This is a genomic window from Thiosocius teredinicola, assembly GCF_002009425.1.
In the GTDB taxonomy this organism is placed as follows: Bacteria; Pseudomonadota; Gammaproteobacteria; order Chromatiales; family Chromatiaceae; genus Thiosocius; species Thiosocius teredinicola.
Genome location: NZ_CP019936.1, coordinates 1507918 through 1531135, shown reverse-complemented (window position 1 = coordinate 1531135; position 23218 = coordinate 1507918). Strand labels below are relative to the sequence as shown.

The window sequence follows — 23218 nt, the reverse complement described above, 5'->3', positions numbered from 1 at the left end:
GACGAGAGCGGCCGGCGCCTTATCCGGGACGCCGACCGCGTGTTTGCCTGAGTGGACCGGCTCGGCTACCGCAGACTGACGCTCCAGCCGCTGAACTCTACGGCAGACTCAACCGTGCTGTTGCGCAGCAGCGAACTCATCCGACGGTGTCTTGCGCTCCATCTCGATCTCGCCGCTGCCGTCGATGCAGGCCTCGGTGACGACACAGCGCACGACGTCCGGCATCGAAGGCAGATGGAACATCGTGCGCTGCAGTATGCCTTCAACCACGCTGCGCAGACCGCGTGCACCGGTGCCACGGGCAATCGCCTCGCGTGCGATGGCCGACAACGCCTCGGGCAAGAACTCCAACTCGACGCCTTCGTAGGCGAACAGTTGGCGGTATTGGCGAACCAAGGCGTTGCGTGGCTCGGTCAGGATACGCACCAGCGCTTCTTCGTCGAGATCGTGCAGCGCGGTCAGGATCGGGAAACGACCGATGAACTCGGGGATCAATCCGAACTGGCGAAGATCGTCCGGATGGGTGTGCTCGTAGAGCCTGGCCTTGACCTGGGGATCCGGCTCTTTCGGCGGTTCGGCGTGGAAGCCGATGCTCACCGCCGAATGACCCAGGCGTTTTTCGAGTACCTGTTCAATCCCGGCAAAGGCACCGCCGGCAATGAACAGGATATTGCGGGTATCGATCACCTGGTGTTCGGACTGGTTACGCCGCCCCTTGACCGAGACATCGACCCGGGTACCTTCGACCAGCTTCAGCAAGGCCTGCTGAACACCCTCGCCCGACACATCGCGCGTGCCGTGCGAACCCTCGCCACGGCGAGCCAGTTTATCGATCTCATCGATATAGACGATGCCCCACTCGGCCAGATCGCGGTCACCGTCGGCCATATCCAACAGGCGTGCCAGCACAGTATCGACGTCGTCACCCACGTAGCCGGCCTGGGTCAGCGTCGTCGCATCGGCGACCACGCAGGGCACACCGACGATACGTGCCAGTGTGCTCACCAGCAGGGTCTTGCCGGTGCCCGAGCCACCGAGCAACAACACGTTCGACTTCTCGACCTCGACCGTGTCGTTGTCGCCGAGCGCCTGCGTCAGCTCGCCGCTTTCGGCCTTGAGGCGTTTGTAGTGGTTGTAGACCGCAACGGCCAAGGTTTCCTTGGCAGCCTCCTGACCGATCACGTAGCGATCGAGGTGCTGCTTGATCTCTTCCGGGATGGGCGGCTTCTCCAACGGCTTCTGCAGGTTGCGTTTGCGCCCCCAGTTGCCGACCACCTTGGACGCGAGCTGCACACAGCTCTCGCAGATATGGCCGTCGATACCGGCGATCAACGGAACGTCCGGCGCCTGGGGCACCCCGCAGAAAGAACAGGTGGATGCGTCGCTTCCCATCATGATACCTCTCGAGAGTCTGCGGCCCGACGAAGCTCGCCCAGCCATGCCTTCTGGCAGTTGCGACGCTTGCGGTTGGCCAAGACATCGACAATGCCGTCCCATGCTTTCGATAAAGGAATGTCCCGCTGAGGCTGGATCTTTTCGCACATGATGATGTGCAGACCGACCTCGGTCTCTACCACGTCGCTGACCCCGCCCTCGGGCAGGCTGAACAAGGCGGCATCGAGTTCGGGGTACAGTTGTCCTCTCGCCATCACACCGAGCTTGCCGCCTTCGAGCGCGGTCGGACATTCCGAATGCCGACGCGCGAGACTGACGAACCGATTGGGGCGTTTCTTCAACTTGGCCGCGAGTTCCGCCATGCGTGACCTCGCCGCTTCGGGTGTGTTCTCGATGTAGTCCGAATTGATCGTGACCAGGATATGCCTGGCCGTGCGCTTCTCCGGCTGGCGGAAACGCTCGCGGTGCATCTCGTAGAAAAGACGCACGTCGATATCATTGACCCTGGCGTGGCGCGCACCGACGCGCTGCATCACGCTGTCGAACATCAGCTCGCGGCGCAGCGATTCGCGCAGAGTGGTTTCATCCAATCCGTTGCGATGCAGATCGTCGCTCAACTCTTCTGCATCGGCGTAGCGTGCCGCGACTTCTTCGACCGCCCGTTCGACGTCGCCTTCGGGCACGATGACATCGGTCGCTTCGTCGGATGCGAGCACCAGCGATTCGATCTCGAACGATTTGTTGGCCACTGCTCGAACCTTGGCCATTTCCGAGGGTTTCAGGTCGGACAGGTTGCGCTGGAAAGTCTGCAGCGCGGCGCGCAACATGTGGTAGGTATGACTGGCGTTGTCGCTGCTATCTTGTCGTACTGCACTCAGCATTCATCAGTCTCCTGATCGAGGCCTTCAGAAACCTGATCCAGGCCTTCGAGAATCTTTTCGGGTACCTGAAGCGTGCGCCCGGGAAAACGCACGTGGTAGGTCACGTTGTCTTCCGCTTCGCGGAACGCCTTCAACACCTCTCCCTCGTCACCGGGTTTGGCGATCACTTCGCCGTTCACGGCGAGTTGTATCCGCGGGGTAACCTTGTCGCGGAACTCGAACAGGCTCGGCACCCAGGGCTCGTCTGCCCCCTGCAACTCCTGTTCGCGGCAGCCGACAAGGATGTTTTCGTCCAGGAAATGGATGGAATAGATCAGCTGGTCCTGCAGAAACGTGCCGACGTCGCGCACGAAACCGACAGCCCCCCGCCGGATCAACACACCACCGGTCGGCGTACCGGGGAAGGTCCCGTCATTGCGCACGGTGCGCATGACGCGGACCTCGTCACCGTACTCAAACTGAGGGCGCACCTTTCACCTGCGTGGTCAAGTCACCGAGCGGCACGAAGGCCTGCTGCGGTTCGTTTAGATGAAACACGCGGAACACTTTCTCGGTCTGCGCATCGGAGACAACAAAGTCTTCGTAGGCACGTACCAGTTGCTCACGGTAGACGGCGCGCTGCGCATCTTCGTCTTCGGGCAGATCGATGGCAGCGAGGTAGTCATGGTAGCGCTGCAGGATATGCAGGCGGTTGACGTGTACCACTTTGGCTTCGTACGGAATCTCGAAGTAGTCGAGAAAATCTTCGGCGCTGCTCAGTTCATCGAGATCCAGGTCCAATTCGCTTTCGGACATAACGTTCTCCACATCAACGTAATGAGTTTCAGCCGACCGCAGTGGTGCCGGCTTGTTCGGCCAATGCGTCATTGGCAAGATCGATCAGGGCTTTCACGCCGATCCGGTCGGCCTCGTCGAGACGGGCAATTGCCTGCAGGCGTTCGAGAGCGCCCTGCGGATCGCCCATGCGCAACTTCAGGTAGGCCGACCCTTTCAGGGCGTACAGGTAGAAACGGAACTGCGTCATCGACTGTTGCACGGCGTTCGCAAGATCGTTTTCATCGATCGTGCGCCAGTCGGGCTCGATGCCGAGACGGTTTGCCACCACGTTCATCGCCCGGTCTGCCACGCTCAGCGCATCTTCGTAGCGCAGTTGGTAGTAGTAGTAGCGGTACAGGGCCACCAGCACCGTCAGGCCTTCGGGAGCCTTCGAAAACGCGCGCAGCAAGGCCTGTTCTGCCGCCGGCGTGCCGTAGGCCTCGGCTGCGGTGTTCAACAATTGCTCGACCTCGGGGTTGGCAGCCTCGTCGAAATACAGGTCTTCGGCGGTAAAATCCAGTAGGTCCATTGCTCGTCTCTCAGGCGCGTTGTGCGGCCGGTTGGTATGGCTTGGCATCCGTCTCGCACACGTCATGCGCATCGCAGGTAGCGCACTCCTGCTCGGTACCGGACGCCACGGCGACCCGCTCTTCGAGCACCTGTATGCGATCGAGCAAGCAGCCAATCGCGGTAGCCACCGGGTCTGGGATCAGGTGGTGGTTCAGATCGATGCCGTTGGGATTCAGGCCGACCACGGAGTCACCGCCCTGCACCACCTTGGCCGGTATGCCGACGGCAGTCTGCCCTTCAGCCACGTCGCGTATGACAACCGAGTTCGCGCCGACTTTGACCTTCTCACCCAAAGTCAGCGGACCGAGGATCTTGGCGCCCGCGCCAATCACGCAACCGCTGCCGATCGTCGGATGGCGCTTACCCTTCTTCCACGAGGTACCGCCCAGGGTCACGCCGTGATACAGGGTCACGTCGTCGCCGATCTCGGCGGTTTCACCGATCACGACACCGGCGCCGTGGTCGATGAAGAAACGTTGCCCTATGGTCGCGCCGGGATGGATATCGACGGTCGTCCATACGCGTGCGATGTAAGACACCAGGCGGCCGAGATAGCGCCAGTTGCGACGCCACAGCCGGTTGGCCACGCGATAGCACAGCACGGCATGCACACCGGGATAGGTCGTGACGACCTCCCAACTCGAACGCGCGGCCGGGTCACGGTCGAAGACGCACTTGATGTCTGATTTCCATGACTGCCAGACAGAGAGCTTGTTTTGCTTGCCTTTGGGTGCCATTTCGCCCGACGCAGCTACGACCATGACGCGACCTCCTGGGGTTGCAGCAGTTCGTTGAGAAAGCCTCTGAGTTCCTGTTCGCCCGGCGCGCGCTTGTTGTCGTTCACGTAGGCACGCACACGCTGCAGAATATGTTCCGACTGGTATTGATCGACGTCGATCTGCATGGCCGCGTAGGCCTTGCTGATCGCACTTCGACCCGAGTGTTTGCCGAGTACCAGGCTGTGCTCACGACCGAGTTCCGCCGGATCGACGCCCTGGTAGTTCATGCGATCTTTCAGCAGGCCGTCGACGTGAATGCCCGACTCGTGCGTGAACACACCAGGCCCGACCAGGCTCTTCTGCCAGTCGACAACACGCCCCGAGGCATTCGATACCAGTTCGGAAACGCGATCGTAGCGGTTCATCGCCACGCCGCAGTCGAGTTGGTGAAGATGACGCAATCCCATAACGACTTCTTCGAGCGCGGCATTGCCGGCACGTTCGCCGAGGCCGTGCACCGTCGTGTTCACATGGGTGGCGCCACCGAGCACGGCGGCCAGCGTATTGGCCGTCGCCAGGCCGAGATCGTCGTGCGCATGCATCTCGATCTGCAGATCGGTGATCGCGCGCAACGCCGCGATGCGATCACGCACCGAGAACGGGTCGAGCACTCCCAGGGTATCGGCGAAGCGGATGCGCGATGCGCCCGCTTCTTGTGCTGCATCGGCGATCTGCATCATGAAGTGCACATCGGCGCGCGACGCGTCCTCCATGCCAACGCAGACGTTGAGACCGAGCTCGAGCGCCTCGGGAACACGGTTGCGGATGGTGTCGAGTACCCAATCGCGATCGCGACCGAGTTTGCGCGTGATCTGTTGGTCGGATGCGGGAATCGAAAGATCGACCCACTGCACGCCGAGGTCACGACAGGCAGCGATGTCGGTCGGGTGCATGCGGCACCACACCATCAGGTCAGCCGATAGGTCCCTTGCGGCGACTGCTCGAATTGCGTCGCGCTCCATCTCGCCCATTGCGGGGATGCCGACTTCCAGTTCCGTTACGCCGACATCGGCAAGCGCTTCAGCGATGGCGATCTTCTCTTCACAGGTGAAGACCACGCCAGCAGACTGTTCACCGTCACGAAGCGTTGTATCGTTGATCACCGGGGGCCGCATAGCTTTCCCTCACACCGTCCGCTTGTTCATGGATGGTATTGAGCAACCTGCATGCCAAGTCGCAATTCGTTTTTATTTCAATCACTTGTCGGATTGAATGTCGCAAATCATGCAGCAACTGCGACAGACAACGAGGGCGGCTTTGTAGGAGGTTCGACAATCGTATCCGCGGCGATCGAATCATCCTCGCAGAACGACAAAAGCCGCCATGGAAACGGCGGCTTTTGCGGCTTGCACAGCCAGGCGTTCGCAGATCAGGCGTAGGTCGGTGCGAATGCCTTTTCGGGCTCTTCCACCGGACCGTCTTCGCCCCAGTACGGCGAAAGCTTGCGCAGCTGGGCAACGATCGGTGGAACCGCCTCTATCACCTTTTCGACGTCTTCCATCTTGTTGTAACGCGACAACGAGAAACGGATGCTGCCATGTGCTGCGGTGTAGGGAATGTCCATCGCACGCATGACGTGTGACGGTTCGAGTGAACCCGAGGTACAGGCCGAACCGCTCGATGCGGCAATGCCCATCTTGTTCAACAGCAACAGGATGGCCTCGCCTTCGATGTACTCGAACGCGATGTTGCAGGTGTTCGGCAGACGGTTGCGCGGATCACCGGTGACGAAGGCATGCGGAACGCTTTCGAGAATGCCTTGCTCGAGGCGATCACGCATCGCCTGCACAAAGGTGTGCTCGTACTCCATCGACTCCATCGCCATCTCGGCGGCCTTACCGAGGCCGATGATCGAGGTCACGTTCTCGGTACCGGCGCGCCGGCCGCGCTCCTGGTGACCGCCACGTAGCAAAGGACGGAAACGTACGCCGCGACGCAGGTACAGCACACCGACGCCTTTCGGTGCGTGCAGCTTGTGACCCGATAGCGACAGCATGTCGATGCTCGACTCTTTCAGGTTGAGCGGCACCTTGCCGACGGCCTGCACGGCATCGGTATGGAACATCACACCGGCCTCATGTGCCCACACGGCCATCTCCTCGACCGGGAACAGGGTACCCGTCTCGTTGTTGGCCCACATAACCGAAACGACCGCGACCTTGTCCGACAGCAGGCTTTTGTATTCCTGCATGTCGAGGCGACCACGCTTGTCGACCTTCAGGTAATGCACCTTGTAGCCGTCTTTCTCAAGGTTCTCGCACAGTGTCAGCACCGCCGGGTGCTCGACCACCGTGGTGATGATCTCTTTGCGATCCGGCTGGGCGCGCAACGCCGACAGGATCGCGGTTGAGTCCGACTCGGTGCCACACGAGGTGAAGATGATCTCCGAATCGTGCTCGGCACCCAGCAGCGTCTGAATCTGCTTGCGCGCGGTTTTCAGGGCCCTGCCGACCTTGTCGCCGAACTGGTGCAGCGACGAAGGGTTACCGAACTGCTCGGTGAAGTACGGCAGCATTTCCTCCACGACCTCGGGGGCGACCATGGTCGTGGCGTTGTTGTCGAGATAGATACCTTCAATCATGGATCAACCCTCCGCTACAGCCTGTCTCTGGTCTGCCGGCAGCACTTGAACGAACTCGCCCAAGCCTTCGACCAGCGCCTGCTGTACGCCGCCCAGCGTGGTTGCAGCCATCTGGCAACCCGAGCATGCGCCTTTCATGTTGACGTAGATGAGCTTGCCGTCGACGTCGACCAGTTCGATGTCACCGTTGTCGCGCTGCAGGTTCGGGCGAATCGTCTCGATGATCTCTTCGATCTTCTTGATGCGCTGCAGGGTGTTGAGCTTCTTCGGTTTCTCTTCGATCGACACCGCGGTCGGATCAAAGGCCTCGCCCTTCTCGCTCAGCACCTTGACCAGGATCTCTTCAATGCCTTCGTGACATGCCGCACAACCGCCACCGGCCTTGGTGTAGTTGGTGACGTCTTCAACCGTGCGCAGATCGTTGGCGCGAATCGTGTCTTCGATCATGACCGCATCGATGGCGAAGCACTTGCAGATCAACGCTCCTTCTTCGTGATCGTCGACCCACTCTTCGCCGCGGTAGTTGGCGACAGCGGCCTGCAGGGCTTCACGGCCCATGACCGAGCAGTGCATCTTCTCCGGCGGCAGACCATCGAGGTAGTCGGCGATATCCTGGTTGGAGACCTTGAGCGCGTCATCCAGGGTCATACCCTTGATGATCTCGGTCAGTGCCGAAGACGACGCGATGGCCGATCCGCAACCGAACGTCTGAAAGCCCGCTTCCTGGATGATCTCCGTCTCCGGATCGACGCGCAGCGTCAAGCGCAGTGCATCGCCGCAGCTCAGCGAACCGACGTCGCCGATACCGTTGGCATCTTCTACGGCCCCGGCATTGCGCGGCGTGAAGAAGTGCTCTTTAACCTTTTCCGAGTAATCCCACATATCGGCCCCCTAAATCAGTAAATCAGGCTGAGAATGAATTGCCGCAACCGCAGCTGTTGGTGGCGTTCGGGTTCTCGAACTTGAATCCGCTGCCATTGATGCCGTCGACGAAATCAACGGTGACATCGCGAAGAAGAGGCGCGCTGAGCGACTCGATAAAGACTTTGACCTCGCCGCATTCCACTTCGACATCTTCGGGATTGCGTTCTTCAACGAGGTCCATCGCGTACTGCATACCTGAGCAACCGCCGCCGGTCACGGCAATGCGAAGCCCCAACACTGGCGTTTCCGCCCCTTTGATGAATCGGCTGATCGCGGTCTGCGCGCTTTCGGTCAAAGTCAACATGGTGTTCATCTCCTGCTGGCAAGTGTCTTGCACATTTCCTGGCATCAGCACTGCAAGCGATGTGCCACACGGTAAACATCGCGCTAACACGCTGATTTTTGGAAAAGAGACGGTGAGTCGAGGCAAGCTGTGTAGGCTTTTCTACATCCCTAAACTCACTGCGCGTGGGAAACATCACAATGCTTTTGGAGACAACATGACGCTCAACGATCTACAACCGGGAGACATGCTTTTCGCGGCCACCACCATCGTCAACGACGGCTCGCTACCCGGTTTGGAGGAAGGTGCCGTTGTCGCTGAAACCGGCACACGCGGTGTGCTGGTCAATACCGGGCACCTCGAAGAGCAACCTTCACAGGTGCTCTACCTGGTGCGTTTCGAAACCGAATCCGGGCTGGGGCCGGCCACCGCCTGCTGGCCCGAAGAACTGACCGCCGGGCCCGACGAAGGCGATGAAGCCGGGGTGAATTGAACCGACTGCAATCACCGGACGAGATCATCGGTGCCTTCCCCGCTCGCCACGAGAGACGGGGACGGCCAATCAAAGACACATCAGGCGATAATCGCCGCGTGTCGCTGATCCGCATTGGAAAGGGATAGGCGTTCCGCCATCGGCCGCGTGAGCTGCACGCGACCGCCGTTGTCGATCACCATGACCTGATCGACTCCGAACGCCGCCGCGACCTCTGGCCAGTGATGTTCGCCGGCCACGCTGATCGCGGTTGCAGCGGCATCCGCCAACCCGGCATCCGGATGTACCACCGTGACCGAGGCAAGCTGATCGGCAGGAAGACCCGTGCGCGGGTCGATGATGTGTGGATAGCGTTTGCCCTGGTGCGAGCGATAACGCTCATAGTTGCCGGACGTCATAATCGCCTCGTGCCCGTGCGTTTCGATGCTGGCCGCACTACCCCGCCGCTGCGGGTGGCGCACACCGATCCGCCACGCACGCGAGGGATGGCGACCGATCGCGCTCAGATCGCCACCGGCGTTAACGATGGCGCCCTCGATGCCTTGCTGCTTGAGGAAGTCGGTCGCCAAGCCAAGTGCATAACCTTTCGCATAGCCGCCGAGATCCAGTTGCACCGACCGATTGTCACTACTGACGCGCCGGCCCTCGACGCGCAGCGCCGCGGGACTGGGCGCATCGGCCATCAACTGCTCGATCTGTCGGATCGCCGGCGGTTGTCCTTTGGGCAGTTCATCGTCATGAAAACCCCACAGGCGCACGACGCGGCCAATCGCCGGGTTAAACAGGCCGCCACTACTTGCGTGCAGTTCACGAACGCCGTGGATCAGCTTGAGCAGATGTGGATCGTCGACGACAAAGGATTCGCCCTGCGCCAACGCCTGGTTCAGGTCGTTCAACTCGCCGGGCTTCCACGCATGCCACTGGGTGTGCGCACCACGCAACAGCGTTACCAGATCCGCCAAAACACGTTGGGCTTTGGCACGATCGTTTTCGACGATCTCCACGTCGACAAGGGTGCCGAACAGGTACCAGCGCGCGCGGTGAATGTCTGCAGCCGAAGCCTGGCGCCCCAAGAACAACAAGGCACCGGCGGTCAGGGTTCCGCCCAAGAAGGCGCGACGGTTGAGTGGCATGGTCGTTTACCTCATGAATTCTCAATTTGCTGCCGAGCGACGGCGCTCGCACCGCGCCGTTGGCTTTTGCAAGCGTTGCACCCGGGCGGATCAGCCGCCCAACACCGCCTCGTAGGCACGGCGCAGCAGGGCTAACTCGATCTCCGGCAGGCCACGTGCCTGGGTGAGATCGATAAAGGTGCCGCGATGCCTCTCGGCCAGATCGAATGGCGGATCAGTCGCGGTAAAGCGCACCAGGAACACCGGAATCGGCTCGCCGTCGGCCTCGGCGACTGCAGAGAACTCCGCTTCGGCCTCCAGACCACCGCGATCGAGCCCCAGCTCGCGTTCCGCCGCAGATACGGCTGCACCGGGATGCAGTGGCGCATCGTCGACTGCACCTCGGTCGCGCAGGATGGCGTTCGCCGGCAAGGGTTCGAAGGCGCAGATGCTGCTGCTCCCGTCGAATCTCAGGAAACGTGTACGCGCGCTGGTCGACTGTTTGTGGAACAGAATGACGCGTGTATCCATGAGCTAGCTCCGTTCCGCGATTTCCCGGCCAGACGGCGACAACAGCGCCAAGCAGACACCCGGCGCGGTCTGGTCAACTCGCCATCGGTAGGCAACGCGCCTCTGCCTTGATGACATCGTCACGTCCCCACGCCGAAACCGCCTCGACGAACAGCGATGGCTTGGCCGGGTGAGCGCGGATCACGTCATACTCGGCGAAGAAGCTGCCATCTGCATGGAACACCAATCCGCCCACTTTATGGCCATGCTTGTCGCGCCATTCGTAGGAAAGACTCTTGTCACCCGACGCGGGATCCGCCTCCAACGAGCACTCGGCTTCGTCGAGCCCGTCGATAGACGGCACCGGTTCAGTGAAACACAGCTTTTCGATCTCTTTTTGCAACGCGCGGTGTACCGCCATCGCCTGCGGCTCGAGTTGTTTCGCCCGGAACTCAAGTTCGGTCATCATTGCCATCTATTCCTCCGTACCGGCCGCCAGGTCTTCGATCACGGATGCGCCGACGAGGTCGGTGGGATCGAGCATACGCAATGCGTTCAGCAGCAGGATCGCCTGTTCACGCGCGTCGCGCCGCAGGCTGATGAAGGCCAGTGCTTTCAAGCCATACAGGTAATAGCGGGCAGCGCTCTCCGACTCGTCGCGATTGGCCAGCGGCGCATCGTGTGCCCGCCAGTCGACATTGAAACCACCCTGCACCGCAGCCTTCTCCAGCGTGTCCCGTACAACACGCTCTGCATCGTCGAGCTCGCCGCGGTAGAAATAGAACTTGTAGCGCGCCACATCGACCGCCAGCGCTTCAGGCGCAAAGCGCGCCGCCTTGTTCAACAAGGCCTCGGCACGATCCGCCTGCGGCGATGCGGCGGCTTCCTGCAGGCAGGCATTGCTGGTCGGGTCGATACGACGTGCGAAACGCACCCGTTCTTCGATTGGTTGGATAGCAGCCACGTTCGTTTCCATTGTCTTCAGCCCCAGTGCTCCGCCGGCATAAGCAGGCGTTCGACCGTTTCACCTTTCTCGAGATGCTCATCAAACAGCGCAGCGACGTCTTCTTTCTTGACCCCGCCGTACATCACACCTTCCGGATAGACCAATACGGACGGCCCTTCGCTGCACGGGCCGAGACAGCCCGTCGCCGTCACCTGCACACGATTGAACAGGTTGCGCTGCTGCAGCTGCCACAAGAATTCATCGAAGACCTCGGCGCAGCCATGTTGGCTGCACGAACTACGCGGGTGCCCCATCGGACGCGACTGCGTGCAGACAAACACATGTTTTTCGGGTTTCGGCATTACAACTACTCCATACAACAACGGCCGAGACGGTACGCAAACGGCGCCTACCGCCAGGCCAGATCACGCTCGAATCAGGCGGCCACATCCGCCGGCTCGTGACTGAGACACTTCTTGGGACACACCTTGCTGCATGCCTGGCAACCGATACAGTCCAAGGCATTCATCAGATTCATCACCATGCTGGTGTCGTCCGAGAATCCGTCATCGTCGTCATCGTCATCCCAATCGTCGTCATCATCTAGATCGAGGTCTTCCCGGTCGACCAGCTCGAAGACCTCGCGCGGGCACACCTTGTAACAACGGCCACAGCCGATGCATTTGCCCTGGTCGAGGGCATTCACGAATGCGGGGGTCCAGGTCTCGCCACCGCGTGTTACACCAGTTACTACGTCAGCCACGATCTTGTCCTCATGCCGTTGCTTCGGATTCCGCGGCGGCCAAACGCGCGGATGCTTCCGCCCATTTCACACACGCGTCATAACAGGCCTGCGAGATACCCGGAATTTCTTCGTAGGCAGCAGGCAGTCGGTCTTCGACCAGGTCGTGCAGCTCGCCGGCCTTCTCGGTGGCGATCCGTTTCGCCTTTTTCACTTCCTTTTGCAGTGCCTTCATTTCTTCTTCAGTCATGGTCTGCTCCTCGTTGTTCAAAGACCGGCTACTTCCGAATGCTTGCCGACCAACTCGAGCGCCACCGACAGCAGTTTGTCGGCTTCATCTTTCATCTTCGACAGCGTCGGGAAGCTGAAGCGGTGCACGTCGCGCAGCGTCTTGTCCATAACGACGAGTTTGCCGACAGTGATCAAGGCGCGACCGAAGCCTTCATGGGTCAGGTTGAGCATTGGCACGGCCATCAAACCGCATTCTTTTTCGATCATCGCCGAGATCGCGTTGTAGAAGGCCTTGACGCGCGACATCACAATCTCGTCAGGGTCGCCGACCACCGGAATCTCACGCTTCTGCTCCTTGGTCAGCACGAACGGCGCGAGGATTTTCTCGACCGGCCAGTTGTCGTAGGTACCGTAGGTGTCGATAGCGCGCATCTGGCGCACCATCTCCTGTGCAAACACAGTCTCGAGTACCGGATCTTCGGCCTCGATGGTGACTACAGCGGCTTCGCTCATGAGATTGCTCCTTGATTAAACTGTGAAACTGAAAAGCCTGGTCGCTCGACGCGCAGCATCGTCGGGCGGTATCGCGCTCCCGATCTCGACGACAGATGGCCGACCACCACCAGGCCTGCAAAGAAACCGATCAATGCGAGGGTCGCGACCATCCCGTCGCCGAAGCCGAGCTTGTCTCCCACCGCGGCGGGGATGGCCATCGACAGCATCGGCAGCATGTAGGCGCCGAGCGAGGCACGCGACACCAGGGCGTCCGAAATACCGATAACAACGCGGTCTCCGACCTGGGCATCGAGAACGTTCTCGACCTGCATTACCTGACGGCGTGGGCCGAACAGCTTGGATACCGTGCTGGTGCCGCAATGGGCCGAACTGCCGCAATGCGAACACGCTGACTGCGCCTGACCTTCAACCCAGGCTACGGAACCTTCCACGCGCGTTACCGTGACGATTGCTTCGAGCATGCGACTACTCCTCCCAACCTTCCGCTTCCATCTCGGCGAAGCGCTCGGGATCCTTGGGCTTTTGCCGCTCCAGTGCGCGTGCGACCCAGGTCGACGGCCCGGCAATCAACTCCTCGCGCAACGACTCCAGCAGGTCGGCGATCACGGCACCTGCCGAGACCTTGACCGGCTGAATACCGGCGCTCTTGAGCTGGCCGATCGCCGATGCTCCGACGGCATTGCTGTAGACCGCAGCGCAGCCGTGCAGCGCTTCGATCTTGCCGCCGAGCTTGTCTTCGTTGCCGTCCATATCGAGTCGACCGAACTCGGTGACCTCGATCAGCGTCGCCTTGTCGGGCGTTACCGCATACATCGCAAACGACTCGGCGGCACCGAAATGCTGATTGACCTCTTGCATATCCGTCGTCGCAAACGCCACCTTGATCGACGTGTCTAGAGAACCGTCCTCAGTGTTTGGACCCACTACCCGAAGATGCCGCCGCGGCTGCATGGGTGCCCTCCTGCCGATATTCCGGCTTTTGCGCAAGTACCGAGTGATAGGGTTCGATCTCGCCCTTCTCCAGTTCGAGCATGATGTTGGCCAGCTCGAACAGGGTCTGACGGGTGCCGCGATAACCGATCCAGGTGCGCTGGTAGCCGCCGAGATGGTCGTATTGCGGGAAACCGGCGCGCACCAGCGGCATATTCAGGCGTTGTGCCGATTCAACGGCGTGCGAGTTACCGATCAGCACCTCGGCAGCGTGTTCAACAGCGAGCTGTTCGAGATCTTCGAGGTCGCCGATCTTCACCTGCTCACAGGCAATCTTCTTCAAGGTCGGCGAGTTCGCCGGGGCAACGGCAGCCACGGTTTCAGCGCCCATACCGTTGAGCAGATCGGTGAAGGATTCAATCAGGTCGGCCTCGCCGGCGATCGCGAAACGCGCCATACCGAGCATGAAATGCGTGTCCAACATCGCATCCTGCAACTGAGCGCGCTGGCGTTCGATCTTTTCCGGCACCGGTTCGCCCGACAGCTCGTGCAGCAGGCTGATGAAATCGTCCATCGCCTGCATGCCCATCAGGTGCGGCAAACGGTAGTCCGGTACGCCGGTACGCTGTTGCAGCACGTCGGCGGGGCCTTTCATCGAGCTGCCAATCGCGATGGTGGCCATCGCCTCACCCAGGTGCGCGAGTTCTTCGATCGTGGTGCCGCCGATTGTCAGCGGGTTGAAATCCGATTCGGTAAGACGACCATCGAGCGAGTCGGACAGATCGGGCACCACCACCGGGCGCAGACCGAACAGCTCGATCGTCTCTTTGAGCTCTTCGAGATCGCCCGGCGTCAACGCCGAACTCACCAACACATTGACCTGGCGGCGACGCATGCCGGGCTTGCTGCCGGCCTCCTCGGCCGTCGGCACCAGCTCCTGAATGATGGCCTTGGTGGCATTGGCGAAACCGATCTCCATCGAGCCGCTGAAATCCGGCGCCGACAACGCGACCACAGGCACATCACTGAACTCCGGATACTTCTGGCGGAACTGCTTGACCGCCATGCCGACGTCCGAGCCCTGGGTTTCTGCAAGCGCCGTGGTCGGCACGCCGATCAGCGATGGGCGGTTCTTCTTGCACAACGCATTCAGGCCCTCGACGACATTGTCTTCAGAACCCATGACCGAGCTGACCTGATCCATCGCCGTCGTCTGCAGCGGGATCGGTTCACGGAAGTGACGTACGAAGAACACCTTGCCGAACGCCGTGCAGCCCTGCGAGCCATGCAGCATCGGGATCGAACGGTGAAAACCGAGGAAAGCGAGCGCCGCACCGATGGTTTGGCTGGCCTTGAGCGGACTGACCGACATCGCCTTGTTGCGTTTGACGACCTCAGCCATGGCTCACCTCCGCAAGCACGTCGTCTGTTGTGGCTGGCTCGGCCGGTGCGAGATCGGGTGGCGATGAAGTTGGTGCCGCAGCCGACTTGTGCCACGGACCGCGCTGGCGTACCGCCTGCCACACGGGGCTTTCGACCGTCAGCGTCAACTGGCGCGCCAGCTCGATCATGCCCTCGTAGCCGGCGTAGCCGAAGTCACGCTCCTGGTTGATGTCGAGGAACGGCACACGCGCCTTCAAGGCGGTATACATATTGCGCCCACCGGCGATCAGGATATCGACACCGTAATCGCGCACGATATCGAGCAGCGCACGCGGATTGCCGTCTTCGATCATGCGCGTGTCCTCACCCATCAGCTCACGGATACGCGCCTTGTCTTCTTCGGTCGACTTCTTGGTGCCGGTTGCGACCACCTTCATACCGAGGTCCTGCAGGGCCGAGATGATCGACCAGGACTTGACGCCGCCGGTGTACAGCAAAACCTTCTTGCCCTGCAGGCGCTCACGCCAGGGTGCCAGCGCGGCATCGATTCGCGCCTCTTCGCGCGCGATCACCTGTTCGGTGCGCTGGGTAAGGTCCGGGTCGTCGATCAGGCGGGCGATATCGCGCAAGGCCTTGGAGACATCCTGCACACCGTAGAAGCTGCCTTCGAACCACGGGGTCTTGTACGAATCCTCGAGCTTGCGCGCCACGTTGATCATGGCCTTCGAGCACACCATCATGTTCACTTCCGAACGATGGATGGTCTGCACCTCGCGGAAACGGGCATCGCCCGACAAGGTGCACAGCACACGCAGACCGAGTTCGTCGAGCAGCGGCAGCACGTGCCACAACTCACCGGCGATGTTGTATTCACCGACCAACGTGATGTCGTGCACCTTGCGGCCCTTCGGCACCGCATCTTCGGGTACCGGATCGGGTTCGCGGGTACCGCAAACATACTTGACCATGGCTTCACCGGCGATGCGGTTGCCCAGGTTCTTGGTGCCGTAAAAGCCGGCTGCGTCGACCGGCACCACAGGTACCTTCCAGCGTTCGCTGGCGGCCTTGCACACCGCTTCGATGTCGTCGCCGACCAAGGCGGGAACGCAGGTGTTGTAAACGAATACCGCTGCAGGCTGGTGGTCTTCCACAGCTTGCTTGATCGACAGGAACAGGCGTTTTTCACCGCGCCCCATGATCACGTCCTGCTCCGTCAGGTCGGTGGTCATGCCGATGCGGTACAGGGTCGGCCCGGAAGAGCGGGTTCCACGGTTATCCCACGAGCTGCCTGCGCAGGCGATCGGGCCGTGCACGATGTGTGCGACATCGGCAATCGGTAGCAGAGCGATCTGTGCACCATCGAAGGCGCAGCCGCCGGCAGAAGCACCCGGCTTGGGTTTCGAGCAGCCCGACTTGGATTTCTTGTTATGCGAACAAGCCGGTTCATCGAGCAAAGCGGCGATATCTTTCTGCTTCATAAGAATGCGGACCCCTGCATCGTTTTGTTGTGTCCACTGCAACGGATATGCCAGCGACCGGGGCGAGCCTAAGTCGTTGAAATGGTGATGCTAGTCGGGCGTTCCCCCGTGTAGGGTTTGCGACAATGGGCGAAGCAGGTAGGAACAATGCCGACAAGGATGCCGGCGCGCGCAGCGGCTTTGTCGGATCAGGGTGCGTAGTGCGCGGCGGCCCAGCCACGCAATACCGCGGCGTCGCGTTCTGGCAGATAGGTAAAGCCGTTGTCGAGGTCCGATACCACCGCTTCACCGATATCGAACGCAACACCGGTGGTGGCGAGCATGTGGAAGTACCAGGCGAACGGATAGCCGGCCGCCTTGTCGAAGGCGTGAAGCTGATTGGCCAGCGGCGCACCGTGTTCGAGCGAGATGGCCGGCAACTCGTCGCGCACCACGGCTACCGGGCGCCCTGACAATTTAGCGCAGCCGGTGCTGTCCATCGATTCGCGCATGCCCATGACCCAGTAGCGGCACATCGGGCCATCGAGACTGGCCGAGCTCGCATCCCAGTCGGCAAACCACCGCGCCAGGCCGGTGCCCGCCCCGTACACCTCTTCGCGCTCCTGCAGCCATTCCGGGATCTGCACCAGACGGCGAAACACATACCGCTTTTCGCCGACCGCTTCGGGTTCGAGGCGCGGGTAGTCCATCGGGTCGATGAATTCTTCCAAGTCGTCCGGAAACCAGTCGGGGTCGATCAGGTAGCGATCGAGAACCTCTTGCAGCTCCTCGATCTCGAGCTGCACGAACTCCGCGGCGCCGTCGCCGCACGGTGCGGTCAGGTAGTGGGTCGTACCCTGGATACGCGTGGCGAAGAAACCCGCCCCCTCATATTTATCGAGCAGGTTGGTGACATCGCCTTCGGCTTCGTGTTCGACCCAACGATCGATATGATCGGCGACCCGCTGGTAATCACCGTCGACCACACCGCCGATGCGGTGCCAACCACCGCGGCTGAGCACATGTGAAAACGGCAGCCCGGGCAATACCTCCGAGAGGCGTCTGAGCAGTCCGCTCAGGTCGTCTTCACCCGGCATAACCATGCACACCTGGGTCAGATCGCCGACATCCACGGCTGACAGGTCGAATCCGCTCATCATGGGTTCTCCGCGGCACCCGGCCGCTCGTGCATTCGTTCGCTGACGACGAAACGGACGTCTTCGTCGACATCGTCTTTCATGAGATCGAGCTGCTCGGCCGGCAAGCGTTTCGCGACCATGTGGCGGACCCGCCAGTCGGGGTCCTTGCACATCGTCGACAGCGACAGCGGATCGATCCGTTCGGCGACGGTCAGTCGCACCTCCGGCTCAGGATCGCTGGTCATCAGGCCCAGGCTGGCCAGCGGCAGACGCGCCGCCACAGTCTTGCGCACCTCACGATCACCGTCGGCGATCATGCGGAACAGGCGACCGCTGGCGAGCCGCCGCGCGACGTACTTGCGCACCAGGTAATCGTCGTCATCGACGAGCACCTCGAGCTTTCCGACCGGCAACCGGTCGGCCACGGTGATACGCACCTCGCGGTCGGGGTCTTCGGTCAGCGCGCCGAGTTGGTCCACCGGCAAACGGTAGGCAAGCACGCGTCGCACCACCTCGTCCGGATCGTCGATCAAAGTGAGGAGACGATCTTGTGCAATATAACGGGCGGCGATCGCGCGTCGCTCCCAGAATGCATCCTTGGCATATTGGTCGGCCAGCCACGGGTTGGCGCGAAAGAAGCGATCGATCTGCCGCCCGCTGGTTGCCTTCACACAGGCATCGCCCGGTTTACATTGGCCTTGTTGCAACACATCAGCGCAGTGCCGGCAAGTGCTGCAGTCTACGGCGTATTCAGCCACTTGCTTACTCTCCAAGGCATGCATGAAAGATCGCTCCCGGCGCTACTCCGGCTCGATCTCGGCCAGTACCAGCCCGGTCGCGTGCTCCAGGTTCTGGGTGAAGCACAGGCAGTGATCCCGGCCGTCAACCAGATAGACGTTGAACGTTTCCATCTCACGCACCGGCTTGGCATTGGGCACGTCGTCGTCCATGCAATAGGTGAAATGCAAAGACGGCATGTCGGTGCGCAGCTTTTCGACCGCCCCGGTGCCGATGCCTTCCTGGTTGACGATGCCGACGACCTCGTCCAGTTGGACTTCTTCGATCATGATTCCACCGCCCGTTCGAAACGAACCCGCTCTTCCGGCTCCTGGCCCATCACCTTGGACAACCAGGGTGGCGGTGAGCCGGCGAGAATCGTCGCCAGTTTTTCGACCTGCTCACGCGCGCTGCCGCCCTGCGGGAACTTGATCGGATGAATACCGGCCTTGACCACCTTGGCCGCGGCGGGACCGCCGACCGACACCACGTACAACACCTGGCAGTCTCCGACCAGGTCGGCACGGTAGGCGTTCTTGTCGTCTTCGGCCTCGCTGTCCTTGGCCTGGCGAATATCGATCAACCGCACTTCTTCGGCCGAAACCTGGTAGATCAGGAAGTTGCGGCATGAGCCGAAGTGGCCATCCAGTTGCTCGCCCTTGTTGGAAGCGCAGGCAACACGGATCGAGCCGGGCATATCGCCGTCGGCGTAAGGGCTTACATCGGGGAGCGGGTCCTGATTCATATCGCTCTCGCCTTTGAGAATGGCAACAGCTTCTTTCAGAACCTCGGTATCGACATCGTTGAACTCGCCGTCGGCAGCGGCGCGGAAGGCCTTGACGGTAAGCTTTTCGAGTTTCTTTTTGGTCGGCGGCAGGCCGACCGTATCATTCAACGTGCGCAACAGACGCGGCACGTCGGTATCAGGCAATGCGCGAGCGGCCAAGCCCAGGCGCAGCGCCATTTCACGGGAAATAGGTGCGTCCATCGTCGGGACCCTCTGCACAGAAAGAAACCAGAGAAGCGCGGCATGTAGCCGCGCTCTCATGTCATCCGGCGTTAAACCGGAATGATACAGTCATCTTCCATACAGACATCGAGACACTGGGGCACATCGAAGTCGCCCTCGCACTCGGTGCAGGTTTCCGGATCGATTTTGTAAACGCCTTTGAACGGCACGATGGAGTTGGTCGGGCAGACCGGCTCGCAATCACCACAGGCGGTACAGACATCACGTACGATTTGAAGAGCCATTTTTCGATTCCTCCGAGGCGCGGGTTACGCCTTCTTGAAACGCAAAGTTGTCGGAAAGTTCGGCGGAGGACTGATGGGGTCGATGTACCACTTGGTGCCATCGGTCAGCTCCACTTCGCCACCCCACTCGCTGTCGGAATCTCTCTCGACGGTAGCGATGGTCTCTTCCATGTCTTTCTTGGCGACATAGAACAGCAGTTCGCCGCTTTCCTTCCTACGAATCATCACGCTGGGCATGAATAAACCTCCAATCAACCGGTTAGCGGGTCACAGCGTGACCCGCCAACCACACCGCATCAGCGGATCAGGTCGTAGTTGTAGTCGGTCGTACCCATACCACGCGTTTCTTCGTCCAGACGCTCGAGGACCGCATTGGTCAACGTGGTGAGCATCTGCATGGCGCCTTCATAGCCCATCGTCGTCTGACGATGCAGGTGATGACGGTCGAAGATCGGGAAGCCGATACGGATCAGCGGTACCTCGAACTCCTTGCCCTTGTGGAAGGTGTCGCGCTGGATGAACTTGCCGTAGCTGTTACCGATCATGAAGTCCGGCTTGTCGGTGAACACCAGCGAACGCATGTGCCACAGATCAGCGCCGATGTAGACCTTGCTGTTGACGCCGTAAGGCGAGTCAGCACAGATCTTCTCCATTGCCTTTCTCCAACGCTTGTTGGCATGGTGGCACAGGATGTGAGTCGGCTCTGCACCCAGCTCCAGCAGGAACTTGGTCATGCCCATGACGAAGTCAGCATCACCCCACAGGGCGAACTTCTTACCGTGCAGCCAGGCGTGGCTGTCGGTCATCATGTCCACCAGGCGACCGCGCTCGGTCTCCAACGACTTGGCGATCGGCTTGCCGGTGATTTCCGCAACCTTCATCAGGAACTCGTCGGTCCATTCCAGGCCCATCGGGATATTGATGTCGGCAGCAGGCTGCTTCCAGGTGTTCTTGGTGAACTTCTTCGACTTGACCGACTGCCAAGACTGCAGGAACAGCGTATCGATGGCGTTCGGTGCGTCTTTGATCTCGTCGATCGTGGTGCCGCCTTCATACATACGGAACTTGCCGTCAGCCGGCGTATCCAGCACTTCGGTCGGATCGGACAGCATCGTGTAGTCGACACCCATTTCCTGCATCATACGGTGCATGACACGGAAGTTACCGAGATAGGTTTCGAAGCCCGGCACGATGTTGATCTTGCCGTTCGAGCCAACCTCTTTGTCTTCCATGTGGTTCAGCGTGAAGTAGCGCTGAATACCTTCGAACATGTTGTCCCAACCGGTGGTGTGCGAACCGACGAAGCTCGGCGTGTGCGCAAACGGGGTCGGGAATTCCTGCTCGACATGGCCTTCCTTCTTGGCGTTGCCGATGAAGGCGTTCAGGTCGTCACCGATAACCTCGGCCATACAGGTGGTCGAGACGGCGATCATTTCAGGCTTGTACATGGCCTTGGCGTTTTCGAGACCATCGAACATGTTCTTCTGGCCACCGAATACCGCGGCATCTTCGGTCATCGAGTCCGACACGCAAGAGATCGGCTCTTTGAAGTGACGGTTGAAGTAGGTACGGAAGTAGGCAACACAACCTTGCGAACCGTGTACGTACGGCAGGGTCTTTTCAAAACCCAGTGCACACAGCACGGCACCCAGCGGCTGACAGGCTTTGGCCGGGTTGACGGTCAGCGCTTCACGCTTGAAGTTCAGTTCCTTGTATTCTTCCGTCGTCGTCCAGTTAAAGACCTCTTGGATCTTCTCCATCGGATGACGTTCTTCAACGGTGTTTTGCTTGTTGGCCAGGTTTTCCTTGTACTCGTCGGTACGGAACAACGGATAGCTGGGCTGGATGTTATCGACATTCTGAGACATGAGTTTTCTCCCGCTGCGCCGCTAATCTGCGGACGCCAGCCTAGATGAAGTCATTAAAGGTTTGGTGAAGACCGGACCGCCAGGTACTTAGAGCTTCCTGACCTTGCCGATCCGGCCTCACCAATAGCGCAGTGCCTTAGGCGCCTGCAGCTACAGCCTCGGACTCGTCCGACGCCTGCTTCCACGGTGCCTGGATGTTTTTCCAGCACGGGTTGTTCAGCGTCATGTCCATGTCACGGGCGAAGATGGCGAAGCCGTCATAGCCGTGATACGGGCCTGAGTAGTCCCAGGAGTGCATCTGACGGAAGGGGATGCCCATCTTCTGGAAGATGTACTTCTCCTTGATGCCGGAACCGATCAGGTCGGGCTTGACTTTCTTCACGAACTCTTCGAATTCGTAACCGGTTACGTCGTCGTACAGCAGGGTCGCATTGCCCATTTCCTTGATGGTGCGGTCGTAGTCGTCGTTATGAGCGAACTCATAACCGGTACCGACAACTTCCATACCCAGGTCTTCATAGGCACCGATGACGTGACGCGGACGCAGGCCACCGATGTAAAGCATGACTCTCTTGCCTTCGAGACGCGGACGGTACTTGGCGATAACCGCCTCATACTCAGCTTTGTAGCGTTCGATAACACGCTCAGCACCTTCTTTGATCTTGTCATCGAAGTGGCTGGCAATTTTACGCAACGACTCGGCGATCTTGGTCGGACCGAAGAAGTTGTATTCAATCCACGGAATACCGTACTTCTCTTCCATGTGACGCGAGATGTAGTTCATCGAGCGGTAGCAGTGGATCAGGTTCAGCTTGACCTTCGGGGTCAGCTCGATCTCCGACAGGGTGCCGTCACCCGACCACTGTGCAACAACACGCAGACCCATCTCTTCGAGCAGGGTACGCGAAGCCCAGGCATCACCGCCGATGTTGTAGTCGCCGATGACGGCAACGTCGTACGGGGTGGTTTCGAAGCTGTCGTCGCCGTCGCGGTTGCCGATGACCCAGTCACGGATCGCGTCGTTGGCGATGTGGTGACCCAGCGACTGCGAAACACCGCGGAAGCCCTCACAACGCACCGGCACGACCGGCTTTTCGAGTTCCTTGGCCTGCTTCTTGGCGACGGCCTCGATGTCGTCACCGATCAAACCGATCGGACATTCCGACTGAATCGAAACACCTTTGTGCAGCGGGAACAGCTGCTCGATCTCGGTGATCATCTTGTCCAGCTTCTTGTCGCCGCCGAACACGATGTCCTTCTCTTGGAAGTCCGAGGTGAAGTTCATGGTGCCGAACGTATTAACGCCGGTAACACCAACGTAGTAGTTACGACGACCGGCACGCGAGTACTGGCCACAGCCAACCGGGCCGTGCGAGATGTGGATCATGTCCTTGATCGGACCCCAAACCACACCTTTCGAACCTGCGTAGGCACAACCACGGATGGTCATGACACCCGGCAGCGACTTACGGTTGGACGTGATGCATTTCTTCGACTGTTCAACCTCATGATCGTTGACCGCCAAGTGCTTGGCGCGATCTTTCTTGGCCTTTTCCGGGTAGACTTCGAGCACCTCGGCGATGAGGGCTTCAGTCTCTTCACGAGTCATTGCAGACATTTTCTTTCTCCTG

At 60.2% G+C, this 23218-nt stretch carries 31 protein-coding genes; 1 reads left to right on the top strand and 30 read right to left on the bottom strand.

Annotation, left to right across the window (positions count from 1 at the left end; genetic code table 11):
• Positions 1 to 108: 108 nt before the first annotated feature.
• The 10 genes from clpX to B1781_RS07485 form a co-directional block, all read right to left on the bottom strand.
• A complete protein-coding gene (clpX, locus tag B1781_RS07530) occupies positions 109 to 1392 on the bottom strand; it encodes an ATP-dependent Clp protease ATP-binding subunit ClpX (RefSeq protein WP_078119070.1) in 1284 nt (427 codons plus the stop codon).
• Positions 1392 to 2276 (bottom strand): nitrogen fixation protein NifM, encoded by an 885-nt coding sequence (gene nifM / locus B1781_RS07525; RefSeq protein ID WP_078119069.1) that lies wholly within the window; start codon positions 2274 to 2276, stop codon positions 1392 to 1394. Before nifM ends, clpX begins: the two co-directional genes overlap by 1 nt.
• Positions 2270 to 2746, bottom strand: a complete 477-nt coding sequence (locus tag B1781_RS07520) for a nitrogen fixation protein NifZ (RefSeq protein WP_078119068.1) — start codon at positions 2744 to 2746, stop codon at positions 2270 to 2272. The genes nifM and B1781_RS07520 overlap by 7 nt, the downstream gene beginning before the upstream one ends.
• Positions 2730 to 3071, bottom strand: a complete 342-nt coding sequence (gene nifW, locus B1781_RS07515; protein WP_078119067.1) for a nitrogenase-stabilizing/protective protein NifW — start codon at positions 3069 to 3071, stop codon at positions 2730 to 2732. Before nifW ends, B1781_RS07520 begins: the two co-directional genes overlap by 17 nt.
• Before the next feature lie 28 nt (positions 3072 to 3099).
• Positions 3100 to 3621 (bottom strand): hypothetical protein, encoded by a 522-nt coding sequence (locus B1781_RS07510; RefSeq protein WP_078119066.1) that lies wholly within the window; start codon positions 3619 to 3621, stop codon positions 3100 to 3102.
• A gap of 10 nt (positions 3622 to 3631) precedes the next feature.
• Positions 3632 to 4423, bottom strand: coding sequence for a serine O-acetyltransferase (gene cysE / locus B1781_RS07505; RefSeq protein WP_334223907.1), 792 nt, complete (start codon positions 4421 to 4423; stop codon positions 3632 to 3634).
• On the bottom strand, positions 4414 to 5556 hold the full coding sequence (gene nifV / locus B1781_RS07500; RefSeq protein ID WP_078119065.1) for a homocitrate synthase: 1143 nt from the start codon (positions 5554 to 5556) through the stop codon (positions 4414 to 4416). The genes cysE and nifV overlap by 10 nt, the downstream gene beginning before the upstream one ends.
• Before the next feature lie 254 nt (positions 5557 to 5810).
• Complete coding sequence (gene nifS, locus B1781_RS07495) at positions 5811 to 7022, bottom strand: cysteine desulfurase NifS (protein ID WP_078119064.1); 1212 nt, start codon at positions 7020 to 7022, stop codon at positions 5811 to 5813.
• Positions 7023 to 7025: 3 nt separating this feature from the next.
• A complete protein-coding gene (gene nifU / locus B1781_RS07490) occupies positions 7026 to 7904 on the bottom strand; it encodes a Fe-S cluster assembly protein NifU (RefSeq protein ID WP_078119063.1) in 879 nt (292 codons plus the stop codon).
• A 22-nt stretch (positions 7905 to 7926) separates the two neighbouring features.
• Entirely contained in the window at positions 7927 to 8250 is a 324-nt protein-coding gene (locus tag B1781_RS07485; RefSeq protein WP_078121962.1) for a HesB/IscA family protein, read from the bottom strand.
• Positions 8251 to 8446: 196 nt separating this feature from the next.
• Here B1781_RS07485 and B1781_RS07480 point away from each other — a divergent pair, with 196 nt between their 5' ends.
• Positions 8447 to 8722 carry a nitrogen fixation protein NifZ gene (locus B1781_RS07480; RefSeq protein WP_078119062.1) on the top strand — a complete coding sequence of 92 codons (276 nt, stop codon included), beginning with the start codon at positions 8447 to 8449 and terminating at the stop codon, positions 8720 to 8722.
• A gap of 80 nt (positions 8723 to 8802) precedes the next feature.
• On the opposite strand, the gene B1781_RS07475 is transcribed toward B1781_RS07480, so the two are convergent.
• The 20 genes from B1781_RS07475 to nifD all read right to left on the bottom strand — a co-directional run bounded on the left by B1781_RS07475 (position 8803) and on the right by nifD (position 23205).
• The gene (locus B1781_RS07475; RefSeq protein ID WP_078119061.1) at positions 8803 to 9855 is read right to left on the bottom strand and encodes an FAD:protein FMN transferase; all 1053 of its coding nucleotides are present in this window, start codon (positions 9853 to 9855) and stop codon (positions 8803 to 8805) included.
• Positions 9856 to 9945: 90 nt separating this feature from the next.
• Positions 9946 to 10365 carry a hypothetical protein gene (locus tag B1781_RS07470; protein WP_078119060.1) on the bottom strand — a complete coding sequence of 140 codons (420 nt, stop codon included), beginning with the start codon at positions 10363 to 10365 and terminating at the stop codon, positions 9946 to 9948.
• A gap of 73 nt (positions 10366 to 10438) precedes the next feature.
• Positions 10439 to 10819 carry a hypothetical protein gene (locus tag B1781_RS07465; protein ID WP_078119059.1) on the bottom strand — a complete coding sequence of 127 codons (381 nt, stop codon included), beginning with the start codon at positions 10817 to 10819 and terminating at the stop codon, positions 10439 to 10441.
• A complete protein-coding gene (locus tag B1781_RS07460; RefSeq protein WP_164513297.1) occupies positions 10820 to 11308 on the bottom strand; it encodes a hypothetical protein in 489 nt (162 codons plus the stop codon).
• A 17-nt stretch (positions 11309 to 11325) separates the two neighbouring features.
• The gene (locus B1781_RS07455; protein ID WP_078119057.1) at positions 11326 to 11652 is read right to left on the bottom strand and encodes a (2Fe-2S) ferredoxin domain-containing protein; all 327 of its coding nucleotides are present in this window, start codon (positions 11650 to 11652) and stop codon (positions 11326 to 11328) included.
• Positions 11653 to 11726: 74 nt separating this feature from the next.
• Positions 11727 to 12053, bottom strand: coding sequence for a ferredoxin III, nif-specific (gene fdxB, locus B1781_RS07450; protein ID WP_078119056.1), 327 nt, complete (start codon positions 12051 to 12053; stop codon positions 11727 to 11729).
• A gap of 10 nt (positions 12054 to 12063) precedes the next feature.
• Positions 12064 to 12282, bottom strand: coding sequence for a CCE_0567 family metalloprotein (locus B1781_RS07445; protein WP_078121961.1), 219 nt, complete (start codon positions 12280 to 12282; stop codon positions 12064 to 12066).
• 17 nt (positions 12283 to 12299) lie between these two features.
• Complete coding sequence (locus tag B1781_RS07440) at positions 12300 to 12776, bottom strand: NifX-associated nitrogen fixation protein (RefSeq protein ID WP_078119055.1); 477 nt, start codon at positions 12774 to 12776, stop codon at positions 12300 to 12302.
• On the bottom strand, positions 12773 to 13240 hold the full coding sequence (locus tag B1781_RS07435) for a SoxR reducing system RseC family protein (protein WP_078119054.1): 468 nt from the start codon (positions 13238 to 13240) through the stop codon (positions 12773 to 12775). Before B1781_RS07435 ends, B1781_RS07440 begins: the two co-directional genes overlap by 4 nt.
• 4 nt (positions 13241 to 13244) lie before the next feature.
• Positions 13245 to 13703: a NifB/NifX family molybdenum-iron cluster-binding protein gene (locus B1781_RS07430; protein WP_334223906.1), complete on the bottom strand. Its 459-nt coding sequence runs from the start codon at positions 13701 to 13703 to the stop codon at positions 13245 to 13247.
• Complete coding sequence (gene nifN / locus B1781_RS07425) at positions 13687 to 15111, bottom strand: nitrogenase iron-molybdenum cofactor biosynthesis protein NifN (RefSeq protein WP_078119052.1); 1425 nt, start codon at positions 15109 to 15111, stop codon at positions 13687 to 13689. Before nifN ends, B1781_RS07430 begins: the two co-directional genes overlap by 17 nt.
• Complete coding sequence (gene nifE / locus B1781_RS07420) at positions 15104 to 16570, bottom strand: nitrogenase iron-molybdenum cofactor biosynthesis protein NifE (RefSeq protein WP_078119051.1); 1467 nt, start codon at positions 16568 to 16570, stop codon at positions 15104 to 15106. Before nifE ends, nifN begins: the two co-directional genes overlap by 8 nt.
• A 188-nt stretch (positions 16571 to 16758) precedes the next feature.
• Positions 16759 to 17709: a hypothetical protein gene (locus tag B1781_RS07415; protein ID WP_164513296.1), complete on the bottom strand. Its 951-nt coding sequence runs from the start codon at positions 17707 to 17709 to the stop codon at positions 16759 to 16761.
• Positions 17706 to 18470: a 4Fe4S-binding leucine-rich repeat protein gene (locus B1781_RS07410; RefSeq protein ID WP_078119049.1), complete on the bottom strand. Its 765-nt coding sequence runs from the start codon at positions 18468 to 18470 to the stop codon at positions 17706 to 17708. Before B1781_RS07410 ends, B1781_RS07415 begins: the two co-directional genes overlap by 4 nt.
• Before the next feature lie 18 nt (positions 18471 to 18488).
• A complete protein-coding gene (locus tag B1781_RS07405; protein WP_078119048.1) occupies positions 18489 to 18755 on the bottom strand; it encodes a DUF6129 family protein in 267 nt (88 codons plus the stop codon).
• Positions 18752 to 19453 (bottom strand): nitrogen fixation protein NifX, encoded by a 702-nt coding sequence (gene nifX / locus B1781_RS07400; RefSeq protein ID WP_078119047.1) that lies wholly within the window; start codon positions 19451 to 19453, stop codon positions 18752 to 18754. Before nifX ends, B1781_RS07405 begins: the two co-directional genes overlap by 4 nt.
• Before the next feature lie 71 nt (positions 19454 to 19524).
• A complete protein-coding gene (locus B1781_RS07395; RefSeq protein WP_078119046.1) occupies positions 19525 to 19719 on the bottom strand; it encodes a 4Fe-4S binding protein in 195 nt (64 codons plus the stop codon).
• A 24-nt stretch (positions 19720 to 19743) separates the two neighbouring features.
• Positions 19744 to 19956, bottom strand: a complete 213-nt coding sequence (gene nifT, locus B1781_RS07390) for a putative nitrogen fixation protein NifT (protein ID WP_078119045.1) — start codon at positions 19954 to 19956, stop codon at positions 19744 to 19746.
• Between the two features lie 59 nt (positions 19957 to 20015).
• Positions 20016 to 21587, bottom strand: a complete 1572-nt coding sequence (nifK, locus tag B1781_RS07385) for a nitrogenase molybdenum-iron protein subunit beta (RefSeq protein WP_078119044.1) — start codon at positions 21585 to 21587, stop codon at positions 20016 to 20018.
• 136 nt (positions 21588 to 21723) lie between these two features.
• The gene (gene nifD / locus B1781_RS07380) at positions 21724 to 23205 is read right to left on the bottom strand and encodes a nitrogenase molybdenum-iron protein alpha chain (RefSeq protein WP_078119043.1); all 1482 of its coding nucleotides are present in this window, start codon (positions 23203 to 23205) and stop codon (positions 21724 to 21726) included.
• Positions 23206 to 23218: the final 13 nt, after the last annotated feature.

Coding starts and splice junctions, on each gene's coding strand:
- nifX (WP_078119047.1), bottom strand. CDS start 19,453: ATGGACGCACCTATTTCCCGTGAAATGGCGCTGCGCCTGGGCTTGGCC.
- cysE (WP_334223907.1), bottom strand. CDS start 4,423: ATGGTCGTAGCTGCGTCGGGCGAAATGGCACCCAAAGGCAAGCAAAAC.
- B1781_RS07440 (WP_078119055.1), bottom strand. CDS start 12,776: ATGAGCGAAGCCGCTGTAGTCACCATCGAGGCCGAAGATCCGGTACTC.
- B1781_RS07405 (WP_078119048.1), bottom strand. CDS start 18,755: ATGATCGAAGAAGTCCAACTGGACGAGGTCGTCGGCATCGTCAACCAG.
- B1781_RS07485 (WP_078121962.1), bottom strand. CDS start 8,250: ATGTTGACTTTGACCGAAAGCGCGCAGACCGCGATCAGCCGATTCATC.
- B1781_RS07465 (WP_078119059.1), bottom strand. CDS start 10,819: ATGGCAATGATGACCGAACTTGAGTTCCGGGCGAAACAACTCGAGCCG.
- nifD (WP_078119043.1), bottom strand. CDS start 23,205: ATGTCTGCAATGACTCGTGAAGAGACTGAAGCCCTCATCGCCGAGGTG.
- nifU (WP_078119063.1), bottom strand. CDS start 7,904: ATGTGGGATTACTCGGAAAAGGTTAAAGAGCACTTCTTCACGCCGCGC.
- nifM (WP_078119069.1), bottom strand. CDS start 2,276: ATGCTGAGTGCAGTACGACAAGATAGCAGCGACAACGCCAGTCATACC.
- B1781_RS07435 (WP_078119054.1), bottom strand. CDS start 13,240: ATGCTCGAAGCAATCGTCACGGTAACGCGCGTGGAAGGTTCCGTAGCC.
- B1781_RS07395 (WP_078119046.1), bottom strand. CDS start 19,719: ATGGCTCTTCAAATCGTACGTGATGTCTGTACCGCCTGTGGTGATTGC.
- nifW (WP_078119067.1), bottom strand. CDS start 3,071: ATGTCCGAAAGCGAATTGGACCTGGATCTCGATGAACTGAGCAGCGCC.
- nifS (WP_078119064.1), bottom strand. CDS start 7,022: ATGATTGAAGGTATCTATCTCGACAACAACGCCACGACCATGGTCGCC.
- nifE (WP_078119051.1), bottom strand. CDS start 16,570: ATGAAGCAGAAAGATATCGCCGCTTTGCTCGATGAACCGGCTTGTTCG.
- clpX (WP_078119070.1), bottom strand. CDS start 1,392: ATGGGAAGCGACGCATCCACCTGTTCTTTCTGCGGGGTGCCCCAGGCG.
- B1781_RS07455 (WP_078119057.1), bottom strand. CDS start 11,652: ATGCCGAAACCCGAAAAACATGTGTTTGTCTGCACGCAGTCGCGTCCG.
- B1781_RS07445 (WP_078121961.1), bottom strand. CDS start 12,282: ATGACTGAAGAAGAAATGAAGGCACTGCAAAAGGAAGTGAAAAAGGCG.
- B1781_RS07480 (WP_078119062.1), top strand. CDS start 8,447: ATGACGCTCAACGATCTACAACCGGGAGACATGCTTTTCGCGGCCACC.
- B1781_RS07470 (WP_078119060.1), bottom strand. CDS start 10,365: ATGGATACACGCGTCATTCTGTTCCACAAACAGTCGACCAGCGCGCGT.
- B1781_RS07415 (WP_164513296.1), bottom strand. CDS start 17,709: ATGATGAGCGGATTCGACCTGTCAGCCGTGGATGTCGGCGATCTGACC.
- nifN (WP_078119052.1), bottom strand. CDS start 15,111: ATGGCTGAGGTCGTCAAACGCAACAAGGCGATGTCGGTCAGTCCGCTC.
- B1781_RS07510 (WP_078119066.1), bottom strand. CDS start 3,621: ATGGACCTACTGGATTTTACCGCCGAAGACCTGTATTTCGACGAGGCT.
- nifV (WP_078119065.1), bottom strand. CDS start 5,556: ATGCGGCCCCCGGTGATCAACGATACAACGCTTCGTGACGGTGAACAG.
- B1781_RS07475 (WP_078119061.1), bottom strand. CDS start 9,855: ATGCCACTCAACCGTCGCGCCTTCTTGGGCGGAACCCTGACCGCCGGT.
- nifT (WP_078119045.1), bottom strand. CDS start 19,956: ATGCCCAGCGTGATGATTCGTAGGAAGGAAAGCGGCGAACTGCTGTTC.
- B1781_RS07410 (WP_078119049.1), bottom strand. CDS start 18,470: ATGCATGCCTTGGAGAGTAAGCAAGTGGCTGAATACGCCGTAGACTGC.
- nifK (WP_078119044.1), bottom strand. CDS start 21,587: ATGTCTCAGAATGTCGATAACATCCAGCCCAGCTATCCGTTGTTCCGT.